The sequence below is a fragment of the uncultured Polaribacter sp. genome, assembly GCF_947500975.1.
Classification (GTDB): Bacteria; Bacteroidota; Bacteroidia; order Flavobacteriales; family Flavobacteriaceae; genus Polaribacter.
The window spans coordinates 249,122-265,758 of sequence record NZ_CANMUE010000004.1 but is presented as its reverse complement, the minus strand read 5'-3'; the positions used below and the strand labels follow the sequence as shown (position 1 = coordinate 265,758).

The 16,637-nt window shown below is 28.9% G+C and carries 19 protein-coding genes; 11 read left to right on the top strand and 8 right to left on the bottom strand.

Translation table 11 applies throughout. The features are described 5' to 3' along the window. Positions 1–9 precede the first annotated feature (9 nt). The 10 genes from Q0733_RS06645 (at position 10) to Q0733_RS06600 (ending at position 8,167) form a co-directional block, all read left to right on the top strand. Positions 10–534 (top strand): hypothetical protein, encoded by a 525-nt coding sequence (locus Q0733_RS06645; RefSeq protein ID WP_298780448.1) that lies wholly within the window; start codon positions 10–12, stop codon positions 532–534. Between the two features lie 55 nt (positions 535–589). Continuing rightward, entirely contained in the window at positions 590–1,879 is a 1,290-nt protein-coding gene (locus tag Q0733_RS06640) for an NAD(P)/FAD-dependent oxidoreductase (protein WP_298780446.1), read from the top strand. Continuing rightward, a complete protein-coding gene (locus Q0733_RS06635) occupies positions 1,872–2,183 on the top strand; it encodes a hypothetical protein (RefSeq protein WP_298780443.1) in 312 nt (103 codons plus the stop codon). The genes Q0733_RS06640 and Q0733_RS06635 overlap by 8 nt, the downstream gene beginning before the upstream one ends. A gap of 2 nt (positions 2,184–2,185) precedes the next feature. Further along, positions 2,186–2,539, top strand: coding sequence for a hypothetical protein (locus Q0733_RS06630; protein WP_298780439.1), 354 nt, complete (start codon positions 2,186–2,188; stop codon positions 2,537–2,539). Further along, on the top strand, positions 2,536–3,456 hold the full coding sequence (locus Q0733_RS06625) for a GyrI-like domain-containing protein (protein ID WP_298780437.1): 921 nt from the start codon (positions 2,536–2,538) through the stop codon (positions 3,454–3,456). Before Q0733_RS06630 ends, Q0733_RS06625 begins: the two co-directional genes overlap by 4 nt. Positions 3,457–3,474: 18 nt before the next feature. Next, the gene (locus Q0733_RS06620; protein ID WP_298780434.1) at positions 3,475–4,104 is read left to right on the top strand and encodes a GyrI-like domain-containing protein; all 630 of its coding nucleotides are present in this window, start codon (positions 3,475–3,477) and stop codon (positions 4,102–4,104) included. A gap of 100 nt (positions 4,105–4,204) precedes the next feature. Beyond that, a complete protein-coding gene (locus Q0733_RS06615; RefSeq protein WP_298780431.1) occupies positions 4,205–6,361 on the top strand; it encodes a TonB-dependent receptor in 2,157 nt (718 codons plus the stop codon). 131 nt (positions 6,362–6,492) lie between these two features. Then, positions 6,493–6,915 carry a DUF2141 domain-containing protein gene (locus Q0733_RS06610; protein WP_298780429.1) on the top strand — a complete coding sequence of 141 codons (423 nt, stop codon included), beginning with the start codon at positions 6,493–6,495 and terminating at the stop codon, positions 6,913–6,915. Next, the gene (locus Q0733_RS06605) at positions 6,915–7,532 is read left to right on the top strand and encodes a DUF2306 domain-containing protein (protein WP_298780426.1); all 618 of its coding nucleotides are present in this window, start codon (positions 6,915–6,917) and stop codon (positions 7,530–7,532) included. The genes Q0733_RS06610 and Q0733_RS06605 overlap by 1 nt, the downstream gene beginning before the upstream one ends. Positions 7,533–7,543: 11 nt before the next feature. Beyond that, positions 7,544–8,167, top strand: a complete 624-nt coding sequence (locus Q0733_RS06600) for a hypothetical protein (RefSeq protein ID WP_298780424.1) — start codon at positions 7,544–7,546, stop codon at positions 8,165–8,167. A 58-nt stretch (positions 8,168–8,225) separates the two neighbouring features. On the opposite strand, the gene Q0733_RS06595 is transcribed toward Q0733_RS06600, so the two are convergent. The 8 genes from Q0733_RS06595 to kynU all read right to left on the bottom strand — a co-directional run bounded on the left by Q0733_RS06595 (position 8,226) and on the right by kynU (position 15,154). Continuing rightward, positions 8,226–9,320, bottom strand: coding sequence for an amidohydrolase family protein (locus Q0733_RS06595; protein ID WP_298780422.1), 1,095 nt, complete (start codon positions 9,318–9,320; stop codon positions 8,226–8,228). Between the two features lie 111 nt (positions 9,321–9,431). Then, complete coding sequence (locus Q0733_RS06590; protein WP_298780419.1) at positions 9,432–9,968, bottom strand: 3-hydroxyanthranilate 3,4-dioxygenase; 537 nt, start codon at positions 9,966–9,968, stop codon at positions 9,432–9,434. A gap of 153 nt (positions 9,969–10,121) precedes the next feature. After that, positions 10,122–10,349 (bottom strand): DUF6500 family protein, encoded by a 228-nt coding sequence (locus tag Q0733_RS06585; protein ID WP_298780417.1) that lies wholly within the window; start codon positions 10,347–10,349, stop codon positions 10,122–10,124. Positions 10,350–10,354: 5 nt separating this feature from the next. Next, on the bottom strand, positions 10,355–11,488 hold the full coding sequence (locus Q0733_RS06580; protein WP_298780415.1) for an FAD-dependent monooxygenase: 1,134 nt from the start codon (positions 11,486–11,488) through the stop codon (positions 10,355–10,357). Positions 11,489–11,495: 7 nt separating this feature from the next. Next, a complete protein-coding gene (locus tag Q0733_RS06575) occupies positions 11,496–12,017 on the bottom strand; it encodes a DUF1697 domain-containing protein (RefSeq protein WP_298780412.1) in 522 nt (173 codons plus the stop codon). Between the two features lie 7 nt (positions 12,018–12,024). Then, positions 12,025–12,411: a hypothetical protein gene (locus Q0733_RS06570; RefSeq protein ID WP_298780410.1), complete on the bottom strand. Its 387-nt coding sequence runs from the start codon at positions 12,409–12,411 to the stop codon at positions 12,025–12,027. Positions 12,412–12,484: 73 nt separating this feature from the next. Next, the gene (locus Q0733_RS06565; protein ID WP_298780408.1) at positions 12,485–13,894 is read right to left on the bottom strand and encodes an NAD(P)/FAD-dependent oxidoreductase; all 1,410 of its coding nucleotides are present in this window, start codon (positions 13,892–13,894) and stop codon (positions 12,485–12,487) included. Continuing rightward, positions 13,895–15,154 carry a kynureninase gene (gene kynU / locus Q0733_RS06560; RefSeq protein WP_298780545.1) on the bottom strand — a complete coding sequence of 420 codons (1,260 nt, stop codon included), beginning with the start codon at positions 15,152–15,154 and terminating at the stop codon, positions 13,895–13,897. It abuts the gene before it with no gap. 100 nt (positions 15,155–15,254) lie between these two features. Between kynU and Q0733_RS06555 the strand changes: the two genes are divergently transcribed. After that, a complete protein-coding gene (locus tag Q0733_RS06555) occupies positions 15,255–16,442 on the top strand; it encodes a C40 family peptidase (RefSeq protein ID WP_298780406.1) in 1,188 nt (395 codons plus the stop codon). Positions 16,443–16,637: the final 195 nt, after the last annotated feature.

The window sequence follows — 16,637 nt, the reverse complement described above, 5'->3', positions numbered from 1 at the left end:
TTATTTCTTTTGAAAACTTACAATCAAACCAACTTTTTTAAACATACTTTTTGTGAATTTGAGCAAGTTGATAATTTTAAGTTTCCAGGCAAAACCAACTATAAAAGTAAATCTGAAAGCATCTATTTTTATACCGACGAAGGTGTTTACAGGAAATCGAATCATTGGGGAAGAGTTGCCAATTGTAGATGGAGATTAATTTCAAACAAAAATTATAAAAATCAACAAATTGTCATTGGTTTTGCAAAATGGACAAATTTCTACCCTATTAATTCTTCAGAAAAAATATTTTTTATTGACGTGAATTTTGAAGAGAAATCAGCAAAAATTCAAACAAAAAAAACAATTGAAGCACAAAAATTATTCACCTTTTCTGAAGCTCAAAAAAAGACAAAACAAATAAATCATTTATTTAAAGATGATAAATGGGCTAGCTATTTTAATGAAGAAATTAATATCCTTAGAAAAAAAATAATCATAAAATTTATCAATTCAGAAAAAACTTTACAACAAATTAAATCTACTTATAAATAATAAAATAACTTTCTTTTCAGTAAATTTGTTTTCGATTTAACCTTATCAAATCTTCATGAATATACCACAGTCAAGTTTTCCTAGAGTAGTAATTATTGGTGGTGGTTTTGCTGGTTTAGCCGCTGCAAAAGGTCTTGAAAAACAAGAATTACAAGTTGTTTTAATAGACAAGCATAATTATCATACTTTTCAGCCTCTACTTTACCAAGTTGCCACGGGTGGTTTAGAACCAGATTCTATTGCTTTTCCATTAAGAAAACGATTTAATGATGTAGAAAACTTCTTTTTTAGATTAACTGAAGTTACAAAAGTTAATACCGAAAAAAATGAAATTGAAACTACTATTGGAAATTTAGAGTATGATGAGTTAATTATTGCCACAGGTTCTACAACTAATTTTTTTGGAAATACAAACATCCAAAAACATACTATGGAAATGAAATCTGTGCCTCAATCTTTAAATATTAGAAGTTTAATTTTAGAAAATTTTGAAGAAGCTCTATTAACATCTGACTTAGAAGAAAGAAAAGCTTTAATGAATTTTGTAATTGTTGGTGGAGGTCCAACTGGTGTTGAGCTAGCTGGAGCTTTGGCAGAAATGAAAAAAGGTATTTTACCTAAAGATTATCCTGATTTAGATATAAGACAAATGCAAATTAATTTAATTCAGAGTTCTTCATGTTTATTAAAAGGAATGAGTGCAAAAGCATCTGAAAAAGCTGAAGATTTTTTAATAAATTTAGGTGTAAATGTTTGGAAAAACTTACGTGTTTTAGATTATGATGGCAAAACAGTAACCACAAAAGGAGAAGATTATTTTAGAGCTGAAACTGTTATTTGGGCAGCTGGTGTAAAAGGAAAAACTATAAATGGTTTAAATGAAGAATGCGTTATTGAAAGAGCTGCAAGAATAAAGGTTGATGCTTTTAGCAAAGTTGTAAGCTATAATAATATCTATGCCATTGGCGATATTGCTTGTATGACATCTGAAGAAAACCCATACGGACATCCTATGATGGCACAACCTGCCATACAACAAGGTAAATTAGTTGCTAAAAATATTATTGCTAAATTATTTAATAAAGAACAAAAAGCTTTTATATATAATAATAAAGGCTCTATGGCTACAATTGGTAGAAATAAAGCAGTTGTAGATTTACCAAAATGGAAATTTCAAGGTGTTTTTGCTTGGTTTGTTTGGATGTTTGTACACTTATTTTCTTTAATTGGTTTTAGAAATAAAGTAATTGTTTTTTTTAATTGGGTATACAACTATATCCGTTTTGACAGAGAAACAAGACTAATTATTCGTCCTTATAAAAACAAAAAAAAACTTGGTGAGTAGTGTTACAAGAATCATAAAATGTTATAATTGTGGTGTTTTTAATACCAATAAAGAATATTGTATAAGTTGTAACACCTTGATTTCTGACGCCAAAAAAAGAGAAATTAAAACAGCAAAAGTTAAGCTAGCTGAAATAGAAAAAGCAGTTTATGAATTAAAGCATCCTAATTTAGCAGAACGTTTAAAAAAACACCCTAATTTTTTATATAAAATTATTGGCTGGTTTTTATATTCTGCAATTATGGTTGTTAGTGCAATTGGTGCAGGTTTAGCTTGGTTTATTGCAATGGTTGCCGCTGGTTAAGTATGAAAAAAATACTTTTATATTATTTCTATTGCTCTATATTTACAGGAACTTTAGTCTACTTTTTACAATATTTTGATGTTATTCTTCCAAAAATTATTGGTTTTTATTTGAATGATTTTTTAATCATACCCATCGTTCTTTTTATCAGTTTACAGGTTTTAAAATGGTCTAAAAATGATAAAAATTACACCATTTCTCTTCCAATAGTTTTATATGTTTGTTTAATATATAGTATCTTATTTGAATTTGTTTTTCCAAAATATTTAGCAAGATATACCAAAGACTTTGTAGATGTTATTTTATATTTTGCAAGTGGATTTTTATATTACAAATTACAGAAAATAAGTACTTGAAAAAAGCAATAAACATACCCAATGAAACAGTTAATAGAATTTGTAATGCAATTATTTATATTGATGAAAATCTTGATAAAAAACTAAATCTAGATAAAGTTTGTAAAAAAGCATATTTCTCTCCTTTTCATTTTCACCGTCTTTTTTCTGTAGTTACTAGTGAAACTCTTAATAATTATATTTCCAGAAGAAGAATTGAAAAAGCTGCTGCTTATTTATTACATCAAAAACAAAAATCTGTCACAGAAATTTCTGAAGCTGTAGGTTTTTCTAGCTTATCTTCATTCTCAAAAGCTTTTAAAAAATTTTACGGAATTTCTCCAGACAAATTCAAAAAAGAAAGCCCTGATAAATACAGCAAGATTTGTAAAACTGAAAGCAAAAAAGGACAAATTACAGTTACATTTGAACAATATATTTGCAATGTTAACAATGCTTTAAAATGGATCAAAATGAATGCAAAAACAGAAATTAAAAAAGTACCAACATTAGACTTAGGATACATTGCTCATAAAGGAAAGATGGAAGAAATTGGTAGTATTTATAATAAATTGGTAAAATGGGCAACACCAAAAGGCTTGATAAATGAACAAACAAGAATGGTTACCATTTATCATGACAGCCCTAAAATTACAGACCCAAATAATTTAAGAATGAGTGCTTGCATTGTTCTAAATGACCCAATTGAAATTGATGGAGAAGTAAATTTAAGAGTTTTAAGACCAAAAAAATGTATTGTTTCTAGATTAGAAATTACCCCTTATCAATTTCAACAAGCTTGGGAGGCTAGCTTTGCTTTTATGGTTGAAAATGGTTATAAAAAATCGGAAGTAGATTCCTTTGAAATCTATTATAATAATGCTGCTGAGCATCCAGAAAATAAGTTTATTGTAGATCTATGCATCCCTATTTTATAATTTTTTTAATCATTAACCATGAAACACGAATGGAGAAAAAAGGAAAAGGAATTATATATTCCAAAAACAAAACCTCAACAAATTTTAATTCCTGAATTTAACTTTTTCTCTATAGAAGGTAAAGGAAATCCAAATAGTCCGTTTTTCTCAGACTTTATAGGTGCTTTATATGCATTTTCTTATGGTATTAAAATGACCTTAAAAAAAGACCCAATTTTAAATGGATATTATGATTACACCGTATACCCTCTTGAAGGTATTTGGGATATTTCAGAAAAAGCTAAAAAAGAATTCGACCCAAGTTTACCAATTAATAAAGACGAATTAGTTTTTAAATTAATGATTAGACAACCTAATTTTGTAACAAAAGAGTATGCCACAAAAATTATAAAACAAGTTAAAGCCAAAAAACAAAACCCAATTTTAGAGCTTGTTAAATTTGAAAAAAATAAAGAAGGTAATTGTTTGCAAATGTTACACATTGGTTCTTATGATGATGAAGCTACTACTTTTAAAATCATGGAAGAGTATTTAGAAAATCATAATTTAAAGAGAGTATCTAAAATACATAAAGAAATTTATTTATCAGACTTTAGAAAAGTGCCCTCAGAAAAACTAAAAACAGTTTTACGTTTTAATATTAAATAAAAAAGCCACAATTCGTCTTTTAAATTTTACAACTGAGTGTTTCTTTTTATTTTTTCCTTTAAAAATCATACACTTTTGTCTCATCAAAAAAACAAAACTGATGAAACGCATATTATCTATTTTATTTACAATTTGTCAAATTTCTTTATTTGCGCAAACAACTATTTCTGGTAAAGTTACTGACTCTAAAAACAATCCAATTTTAGGAGCAAACATTTATTTAGACGGCACTTATGATGGAACTTCTTCAAACGAGAAAGGAGAGTTTTATTTTAAAACATCAGAAAAAGGAGCACAAACTTTGGTTATTTCTTATATCTCTTTTGAAACATTTACCAAAACAGCAGATGTTTCATCACTTAAAAATTTACACATAAAGTTAAGAGATGATGTAAATTCTTTAGACGCCGTAATTATAAACGCTGGTACTTTTAAAGCAGGCGAAAAAGCAAAAGTGACTGTTTTAAAACCATTAGATATTGTAACTACAGCAAGTGCTGTAGGTGATATTTTAGGTGCTTTACAAACTTTACCAGGTGCTTCAGCTGTTGCAGAAGATGGGCGTCTTTTTGTAAGAGGCGGAGATGCAGAAGAAACACAAATTTTTATTGATGGTGCACGTGTTTCTACACCCTACAGCCCTACGCCAAATAATGCGCCAACACGTGGACGATATTCACCTTTTTTATTCAAAGGTATTACCTTTTCAACAGGTGGATATTCTGCAGAATATGGACAAGCTTTGTCTGGAGTTTTAGACTTAACAACCATAGACAAACCAGACCAAGAAAAAACAGAAATTTCATTAATGACACTTGGCGTAGGAGTAGGAAATACACAAATTTGGGGTAATAATTCTTTAAGTATAAATGCTTCTTACATAAATTTAGGACCGTATACAGAAGTTTTTCCAGACAGAAATACTTGGTTAAAACCTTATCAAGCTTCAAGTGGAGAAATGATTTACAGGCATAGTTTTAAAGACGATTCTATGTTAAAAATTTATGGTGCATTTAGTTATACCGATTTAGATGTAATTCAGGATGATATTAATTTTGCTGATGGATTTCGTTTTGGATTGAATAACAGAAACTTATATATAAACAGTTCTTACAAAAATAAATTTGGTAACAATTGGAAGATTGAAAGTGGTTTAAGTGTTACCAATGATAATTCAACAGTTAAAATTAGTGATGATAATGTTGATAATAATGAAAACTCTGCACATTTTAAAACAAAAATAAGAAAGCAATTCTCGAGTAGGTTTAGGATAAATTTCGGTTCAGAATATTTTATTACAAAGTTTACTGAAATGTATAACCCAATCAATAATCAATCTTTTAACTATGGTTTTAACAATAATTTATTTGCCACTTTTGCAGAAACAGACATTTTCTTTTCAAAAAATTTGGCAACAAAAATAGGGGTCAGAGCTGAACACTCTAGTTTTTCAGATGAATTTACAGTTTCACCAAGAGTTTCATTATCCTATAAAACAGGTAAAAACTCACAATTTTCTTTAGCTTACGGAGGGTTTTATCAAAATCCTAGAAACGAATATTTAAAATTTAACCAAGATTTAAAATCTGAAAAAGCATCACATATAATTGCTAATTTTCAGCATACCCAACAAAATCAAATTTTTAGAGTAGAAGCATATTATAAAGATTACAACAACTTGGTAAAATATGATACCGAAACAGCAAATTTAACATCAAAATACAACAATAATGGTAACGCTTATGCTAAAGGAATAGACATTTTTTGGAGGCAAAATCAAAAAATAAAAAACATAGATTATTGGGTGTCATATTCATTTTTAGACACCAAAAGAGATTATAAAAACTACCCAACTGTAGCAACACCAAACTTTGCTTCTACTCATAATTTATCTGTTGTAACCAAACATTGGATTGAAGGTTTAAAAAGTCAGATTGGATTTACTTACAATTTTGCTTCTGGCAGAACATATACAAACCCAAATGAAACAGGATTTCTAAATAACAAAACAAAGAACTACAATTCAGTAAGTGTTAATTGGGCGTATTTAATAGATCAACAAAAGATTTTATATTTCTCAGCAAATAATGTTTTAGGTACAAAAAATATATTTGGGTACAACTACAAAAACGAATCTAATATTAATGGTCTCTTTGATAGGCAAGCTATTGTACCAAATGCAGATAGTTTCTTTTTTGTAGGCTTCTTTTGGACGATTAGCGATGATAAAAAATCAAATAACTTGAATAATTTATAATTTTAATAAAAATCTACTTAACCTCTAAACTTAAATAAATCAACAATTCATCAATAAAAAAATACAATTCAGTATTATTATTTATTTAAAACGCTAAAAACATCAGATATTTGAATCTCAAAACAACAACCATGAAAAAATCACTTCTAACAATTGCTTTTATTCTTACCGTAAACTTATCAATAAAGGCACAAGAAACAGCAACTTTTAACTTAACTATTAATGTTGAAGGAATTGAAAGTAATACAGGAAAAATTTACATTGCAATTTATGATAACGAAGCTAGTTTTTTAAAAACCTCAAAAGGAATTATTGCAGATATTAATGATAAAAAATCAATTGGAGTATTCAAAAATCTAAAAAAAGGAATCTATGCTATCTCCTTATTTCATGATGAAAATAACAATAAAAAATTAGACACAAAGATATTTGGAATTCCAAAAGAACCTTATGGTTTTTCTAATGATGCAAGTGGTTTTATGGGACCACCAAAATTTGAGGATGCAAAATTTACTTTAGAGAATAACAAAACAATCACCATAAAAATAAACTAATGTTAGCAAAAAAAATATCTTATTACTTCTTAGCAATATGTTGTATTGCTATAGGATTATATCCAACTATCTATTTTGTAATTGATAGAAAATTTGGATTATTAGCAAGTAAATCTGAAACACTTTTAGCAGATACAATTTGGAATTCAATGTTTTATACTCACATTGTTTTAGGAGGTGTTGCTTTATTAATTGGATGGCTACAGTTCCATAAAAAATTGCGTTTAAAGAATTTACAACTTCATAAAAAAATAGGAAAAGTATATGTTATTTCTTGCTTATTAAGTGGAGCTTCTGGTTTTTATATTGCACTTTATGCTACAGGTGGTTTAAGCCCCAAATTAGGTTTTACTTCAATGGCAATAGTTTGGTTTTGTACAACATTTTTTGGATTTACTGCTATTAAAAAAGGTGATATCATTAAACATCAAAAACTAATGATTTATAGTTATGCTGCTTGTTTTTCTGCTGTAACTTTAAGAATATGGTTGCCAATTTTTTCTAGCATTTTAGGTGGTTTTCTTCCAGCTTACAGAATTGTAGCTTGGTTATCTTGGGTGCCCAATATTATAGTTGCTTACTATATCTGTAAGTATCAATTTAAAACAACAAATTAAATATCAATACAATGAAAAAAATAACAATTATTATTGCAATTTTATTTGCCACAACACTTTCTGCTCAAACAAAATATCAAAAAGGAATGCAACAAGCTTTCTCTCTTTGGGAACAGAAGAAAATGACAGAAGCTTCACAGCTTTTTGAAAGGATTTCTAATGCTGAACCAGCAAAATGGTTACCTCCTTATTATGCAGCAACAATAGAAATTATTGGAAGCTTTGGTTTAAAAGATGAAGCGCTATTAAAAGCTAAATTAACAAAGGCTCAAAAGTTTTTAGATATAGCAAAATCAAATTCTAAAGAAAACCCTGAAATTATTATTACACAAGCCTTTTTAAATTTAGGGTACATTGCTTTTGATGGTCAAAAATATGGCATGACTTTATCAGGAAAAAATGCTCAACTATACGCAAAAGCTTTACAAATTGCACCAAAAAACCCTAGAGTTGTCTTAGGTAATGCAGAATGGAATATGGGTTCTGCTCGTTTTTTCGGAAAATCTACAAAACCGTATTGCGATGAAATAAAAAGAGCTATTAAACTTGGAAAAGAAGAAAAAATTGACATTGAATTTTATCCAAAATTTATGTTAGAAAGAGCCCAAGAAGTTTTAAAACAGTGTGAAAATTAATTTATTGTTAGTAATCTTCAGTAGGTAGCTTATTATCAAATTTCTGATGTAAAACTACTTACTGAGAATTACCAATTATTTTATCAACCAAATTTTTCTTGGCTTTTTCATCATCTCCAAACAACCATTGCAACACATTATCTTCCCAAATTTGCCGTTTTTCGGTTTCAGTAATAATATTTCTTTCAATGGCTAAATCTAAAATTTTTCCAGGATAAGAAGATTGCTTATCACTTTCCATTTCTCCTAAAGGATAAGGATCATCTAAGCCCATTAAAACCTGACTTGTACCTTGCCTTTGAAACATTAATTTTAAAGAATCTGTATCATGAACCAGGGTATCAAAAAAGATATTTTTATGTCCAACCGCTTTTCTTGGATGCGTTTTTCCTTCAAACAAATCTGGTCTTCCATCAAAACCCTGTATTCTTCTTCCTAAGTTCATTTGTGCTAATTGACCTCCGTGAGCAAAACAAGTTCTAATATTTTTAAAGCGTTCTTGCATACCGTTTAAGGTATAAAAATGATAGGCATCACCACATTGTGCTAACATCCAAATTAAATGAAAACGCCAATTGGTATTTTCTAATTTTATCATTTTATCGCCATCATAAGGATGAATTTCTATGGCAAGTTTATATTTATCAGCAAGTTCAAAAATACGATCATTTTCTTCATCAAAAACGCATCTCCACTGCCCAATAGAATCCATAAAATGTGTTGGTAAACACAATACTTTTAACCCTAATTCTTCTACACAACGCTTCATTTCATCTAAAGCTCCATAAATAAAACCTGGATGAACTACAAAGCCACAAGTAAACTTAGAAGGATGATTTTTTTGAACTTTTGCATTAAAATCATTTTGAAAACGTAACGCTTTTTTCATTTCTTCTAAGCGTAATCCATTTCCGTACAATTGAGATAGATTTAAAATTACAGCATGGTCTAACTTATTTTTTTCCATCCATAATAATTTTTCATCCAAGAAAAAACTAGAATCTGTTACGGGTCTACTCCACCCTTTTTGTAACATATGTTTACGCTCATCATCTACCCAAAAAATTTCTTTTTCCTTCATAAATTGAGGAATTTCTTCAGGATAAGGTAATAAATGTGAATGCCCGTTAATGCGTAATTTTCGTTTTTCCATCTTTCTATCATTGCGATTTTACAAAACAATCTCTAAAATTAATTTACAGATTACTTTATTCGTTCCTCATTCATAATGACGAACTATTAATTTTTTATTATCTACTTTAACCTATTTACGAACTACTTTATTAGGCTTTTCCATCACAGTTCCACAATTATCACAAGTACATTTTTTTTCATCAGAATAATATGTATCAAAAATAACAGGCATATCAGTTTCTATATTATCCAAAGCAAATTCCTCTCTGTATAACGGATTTCCACAATTTTCACAATACCATTCTAGTGCATCTAACATTCCTTCAGAACGCGGATATTCTATTACCAAACCAACAGTATTTTCTTTTCTTTGTGGAGAATGTGGTACTTTTCCTGGCAATAAATAAATATCACCTTCATTAATTTCTACATCAATCATTTTACCTTTATCATCTATGATTTTTAAAATCATATCTCCTTCAACTTGATAAAAAAACTCTGGTGTTTCGTTATAATGATAATCTTTTCTGTTATTTGGCCCACCAACAACCATTACAATATACTCGCCATTATCCCAAACTTGTTTGTTACCAACAGGCGGTTTTAATAAATGACGATGCTCATCAATCCACTTTTTAAAATTTAACGGTTGTACTAAATTACTCATAATATTATTTTTGGGCGTTACCTAAAGGTCGGGCTTTTCACTATATCTTTTTTCTTCTGCTCTCGATACAAATTTTTCATTCTTCAAAATTCACTCGAACGGACAGAAAAAAGGATGCCGTTTCAATCCCTAACGCGAAATTTCGTTATAAATTTAACTATTTTTTATTTCTTCTAAAATCATTTTTTTAATCTTAACCGCTTTTTCAAAATGATCTAACTTATGGGTTTCAATCCACCATTTAGCAACTTCCATTAACAAAGTTGGATTCTCATTTTTATTCTTGAAAAATGCATAAAAAGACAAACCAACATTGTCTCCTTTTTTAGCGATTTTATCATCACAAACCTGTATTATTTTGGCTTTAATTTCTTTATTCATCAATATCATTTTTCAAGTTTATATAATGCAATCATTTTTTTATTAATTATCTTTTTAGGTACATTTTTAATCAGAAAATTTCTAATATTTTGACCATATTTCCAATGCGCCATTTTACCTGTATTCCAAGATTGATTTACAACTAAATTTACTTTCTTTTGCCTTTTTTGTTGAAATAATTCAAATATATTTTTGTTTAAATTTTCAGCAATCAAATTACTTAAATAATAAGCATCTTCTATAGCTTGTGCACCACCTTGCCCCATATTTGGTGTTGTTGCATGACCTGCATCACCAATTAAACAAATATTATTTTTGTGCCAACTAGAAAGTGGTTTTAAATCGTTAATATCATTTTTTAAAATTTGATGTAAAGGAGTTTCAGAAATCAATTTTAAAATTAGAGGATCAAAATCAAAAAATAAATTCAATAATTTTTCTTTTACGAAACGAGTATCTTCTTTACTATTTTCCGTTGCTAAAGCTACTGCAAACCAATATACTTTGTTTTTTGCTATGTGTGAAATTCCAAATCTAATTTGATTCCCCCAAAGTTCATAACCTCTATGGGCATATTTCTCATCTAATTTTATATCTACAACTCCTCGCCAACAAGTTTGACCAGAATACCTTTTGTTACTTTTAGGAAAAAGCTGATTTCTAACTTTAGAATTTATACCATCTGCTCCAATTAAAAAATCTGTTTCTGTTGTAGAATTATCATTAAAAGTAATTACTATTTTCCCTGATTTTAATTCTTTAAGTGATTGAAAACCTTTATTTAAAAATATTTTTTCTTTAGGTATTTTATCAAACAACAATTTTTGAAGCGCAGCTCTATGAATTGCAATTGTTGTATATCCAAATTCGGTTTTAATAAAATCTTGTGAACTATCCGAAATTGGAGACAAATCTGCTTTACCAATGGTTATTCTATCAATTGAATTCCCTTTTTCTTTTACCTCATCTAATACTCCAATACATTCTAAAACTTGTAACGCATTGGGAGCTAACCAAATTCCAGCTCCAACTTCATTCAATTCTGGTGCTTTTTCAAAAATCTGATACGGAATTCCTTTCTTCTCAAATGCTAATGCCGTTGTAAGTCCTCCAATTCCTGCGCCTATAATTGTGTACATCTTCCTATTATTTTTCTGCTAATTCTAACAACTTTAAAGTTGTATTATAATTTCTAGTTGTTGCAATTACATTCAGTTTTTTTTCAAACAAATTATTAGTAAGTTTTGTTTTTCCAAAACCGGAAGGGCAATAAATATAAACCATATCTTTCTCAATATGATAATTGTCGTTATTAATACCTTTTACTTCAATTTTTAATACTGATGCTTTTTTATTTAAAAATACAAAAGCTATTATTTTAGAATTATCTTTTAAAAATGGATAGCTAGCAATTGCTTTTTTCCATTCAGGAATTGTTCTTGCTATTACCGGAACATCATATCCAAATTTAGTTGCAATTCCTCCTTTTATTTTTTGACAAATTTCTAATTTTGATTTATCAGATTCTAAAATGATATTTCCGCTCTGAATATAAGTTTGTACATTATGAAACTTCAAATCGTTTAATAATTGACGTAAATCAGCCATCGGAATTTTATTTTTTCCAGACACATTAATTCCCCTCAATAAAACAATATATTTATTCATTTTGTTTTTAATATCCAAAAACAGGATTTCCATTTTCACATATTACAACACTAGGTTGTGATGGAATGGAACAATCGCTAATTATTGCCCATTTTTCATTAAATTCACTCTGAGCAGTTCTATGTTCTTCAATTTTTTCTAGAAAAAGTTCGGTGTCAATATTTGTCGAATATGCAATAAAACCAACAGGTCCTCCACAAGCCTTATTCCCATAACTAGTGAAAGTCCATTCAGCCAAATCATCACAATTTTCGCTAGTCGCTAAATTCTCTATTTTAGAAAACAATTGATTTAAGTTTTCCTCTTCTTGTTCTTGAGTTAATTCATTATTGTTGTTACAAGAAATAAATACTCCGAATATAAAGATTATTCTTATAAATTTTACTTTCTTCATAATTTCGTTTTTATTTTAGATACTCAATTTTCATTTTGGTTGCATCTAATTACGCACAACTATAAATTTAGCTTTATAAACCTGCTATTTTATCTTCGTTTAATATTTGTGCTGTTTCTTCTTTTACTTTACTTAATATTACCTCTAACTCATCTTTTCTCATATCTAAATGCGTATGAACTTCATCATCTGCAATTAAATTTAACAAAGCTTTATCTTGTGCCCTACCTCTTTTCATTGCTTCATTATAGCCAATATTTTCATTAAAAGTAACCAAAGAGTATTTAGAAGAATATTGCGTTGGAAACGTTTTTTCTAATTCCATTTCTAGCTTTCTTTTTTCTTTAAAAAGCGGATTTGAAACATGATTTTTCATCTCATGAAAATTATCGATTGCCAAATCTGCAATTGCGTCTGTATCCTGCTTTCTAACTTTTTGGTAAGCTTTAAAAACTTCTTCCCAATTACTTAAATTTTGATTCAAAATTTCATCAAAAACAACAACATCCTCAAAAGAAGCATTCATTCCTTGACCATAAAATGGCACAATTGCATGTGCTGAATCTCCCATCAACAAAGTTTTATTTTGATAACTCCAAGGCGAGCATTTTACGGTTCCTAAAGCACCGGTTGGGTTTTTTAAAAACTCCTCTTTTATATTGGGTATCAATGCCAAAGCATCTGGAAATTCTTGCTCAAAAAAGGTTGTAATTTTTTCTTCAGATGTTAAGTTTTCAAAATTAAATTCGCCTTCATTATAACTTAAAAATAGTGTAACGGTAAAACTGCCATCTAAATTTGGTAATGCAATTAACATAAAATCGCCTCTAGGCCAAATATGTAAATGCTGTTTACTTATTTGATGATTCCCTGTTTTACCCGCAGGAATTTCTAATTCTTTATAACCATGATTTAAATAATTTTGAGAATAGCTAAACAAGAATTTACGCTCTAAATAATAACTTTTTCTAAGTGAAGAACCGGCTCCGTCTGTCCCAAAAATCACATCAGATTTTAGTGTAAATTCTTCTTTCGTTTTATAATCTTTAAAATGTACAATTGAATTTTCTATATCAACTTTTTTACACTTCTTATTAAAATGGATATTTACATTTTGGTGTTTTTCTGCTTCTGTTAGTAAAACTCCATTTAAATCTCCTCTTGAAATTGAATTGATATATTCATTTTCTCTTCCTGAATAATTAGACGCAAATGTGTTTCCCTGTCTATCATGTATTAATCTTCCAAACATTGGAATACAAATTTCTTTTGCTTTTTCTTCTACCCCACACAAACGCAAAGCTTTAAAACCTCTATCTGACAACGCTAAATTGATACTTCTTCCTGCAGAAATATCTACTTTTCGTAAATCAGGTCTGCTTTCATATACCTCAACTTTATAACCTCTTTGCGCAAGTCTTAAAGCTAGTAAACTACCACATAAACCTGCACCAATAATTAGTATTTTATCTTGTTTATTCATTTATAGTAATTCTTTTAAAATTGAAACCATTTGATATACATCTTCAAAAGAATTATACATTGGCGTTGGTGCACATCTAATTACATCTGGTTCTCGCCAATCTGTAATAATATTATTTTCTGTTAGTTTTTGATGTAAACTTTTATCAGCATTTTTTACTTGAATAGATAATTGACAACCTCTTTCTTTTGGGTTTGTTGGTGTAATAATTTTAATGTCATCAGAATTAATTTCATTAATTAAAAACTCAAAATAGCCTGTTAGTTTTTCTGATTTTTCTCTTAAAGGCTCCATGCCAACTTCATCAAATAAATCTAAAGAAGCTTTTATTGCTGCCATTGATAATATTGGCGGATTACTTAACTGCCAACCTTCTGCTCCTTCCATCACATCAAAGGGTTGACGCATATTAAAACGTGTTTTTTTATTATGATTCCACCAACCAGAAAAACGTGGCAGTTCTTTATTATTAGCATGTTTTTCGTGCACGAATACCCCTGCTAAACTTCCTGGACCAGAATTTAAATATTTATAAGTACACCAAGCTGCAAAATCGATATTAGAATCGTGTAAATTGGGTTGGATATTTCCGGCTCCATGCGCCAAATCAATTCCAACAATACAACCTTTTGAGTGTCCAATTTCTGCAATTTTTTTAAGATCTAAAAACTGACCCGTGTAATAATTTACTCCGCCGATTAATAGCATCGCAATTTCATCGCCTTGGGTTGAAATAATTTCTTCTAAATCATCAATATTTAATAAAACTTCACCCTTTTTAGGTTTCCATTCAATAATATCATCCTCAGAAAAACCATGAAATTTTAATTGTGATTGCACAGCATATCTGTCCGAAGGAAACGCATCACTTTCAATTACAATTTTATATTTTGCTTTTGTTGGCCTGTAAAAAGAAACCATTAATAGGTGTAAATTGGTTGTAAGTGTATTCATTACCACAACTTCAATCGGTTTTGCACCCACAACTTTTGCCATTTTATCAGTTAAGAATTCATGATAATTTAACCACGGATTCTTAGCTTCAAAATGCCCTTCTACGCCTAAATTTGCCCAATCTTCTAATTCTTGATTGATATACTCTTTTGTAGATTTTGGCTGCAAACCCAAAGAATTTCCTGTAAAATACAACCAATCTTTTCCGTTTTTATCTTTTGGTATATGAAACCGTTTTCTTAAATGAGATAAACCGTCTTGTTTATCTAATTGTTTTGCAAACTCTAAGGTATTTTGGTATTCCATTAAAATAAAAAAATGATTGTTATCAAATATAAAACAATCATTTTTAGATTTCAATTTTTTGAGTTTTGATTTTTTGTATTTTAGCTAAAATTATTCTTTAATGAAATATTTAAAATCAATTACTTTCATATTATTAATGATTTTTATGTCTTGTAAAAAAGACACAAAAACGATTTCTGAATTAGAAAATATTCACTCCACAATTAAAACAATTTTTGCACCAGACAAACGTGTTGAATTATTTGATATTAATTTTGAATTGACTGACAATCAGCTTATTTTAGAAGGGGAAACTACTTCTGAAAAAGCTTTTGATATTCTATTAGATAGTTTAAAAAACAGAAAGTTAGCATTTACAAATAAAGTTCGTATTTTACCAGATTCTGCTGTTGGTAATCTAAAATATGCTATTGCAAGAAACTCTGTTATAAACATACGTTCTAAGCCAAAACACTCTGCCGAATTAGGTACGCAAGGTCTATTGGGAATGCCTCTAAAAGTATTAGATAAAAAAGGTGATTTTTATAGAGTTCAAACTCCTGATAATTATATTTCTTGGGTTGATAAAGGTGGAATTACACGAATGAACAAAGAAGATTTTGATACTTGGAATCATAAAAAGAAAATAATATTCACCAAAAATTTTGGATATATTTATGCTAGAATGGATGAAAAATCTCAAATAGTTTCTGACATTACTTCCGGAGGAATATTAAAATATATAGCTTTACATAAAGATTTTATAGAAGTTGAATATCCTGATGCTAGAAAAGGCTTTATAAAAAGAAACGAAGCTACATTATTTGAATCTTGGCTTACTAATTTAAACGCAACACAAAACAATATAGAAAATGTTGCAAAAAAAATGGATGGTTTTCCTTATTTATGGGGAGGAACTTCTACGAAAGGAATGGATTGTAGTGGGTTTACAAAAATGGTGTATTTACTAAATGGATTTATAATCCCAAGAGATGCATCGCAACAAATAAATGCTGGAAAAATTGTTGACAAGAACTTAAACTTTAAAGATTTACAAAAAGGCGATTTACTGTTCTTCGGAACAAAAGCGACTTCAAATAAAAAACAAAGAGTTGTACACGTAGGTATTTGGTTAGGAAACAACAAACATGAATTTATTCATGCCTCTGGCAATGTACATTTAAGTTCTATGGATGAAACTCAACCTAATTATGATGAAATGAATAAAAATAGATATTTAGGAAGTAGACGTTATTTGGGTGTTGACGATGATTTGATTATGGACTTAAAAAAACAAATAAAGCTATAACTTTTTTGGTTAAATAATTTAAAGTATAAATTCAAATTGTTCAAAATAACGGTTGTTGTAAATTATTAAAAATAAAATTGAAAATACTCGAACCTAAAAAACATAAAAAAATAGCCAATCACGAAAAACAAGTAACGGTTAGGCTATGATTAGTGCGGGATTAGAGAAGCGGAGGCTTTTCGATTAAGCACTTAG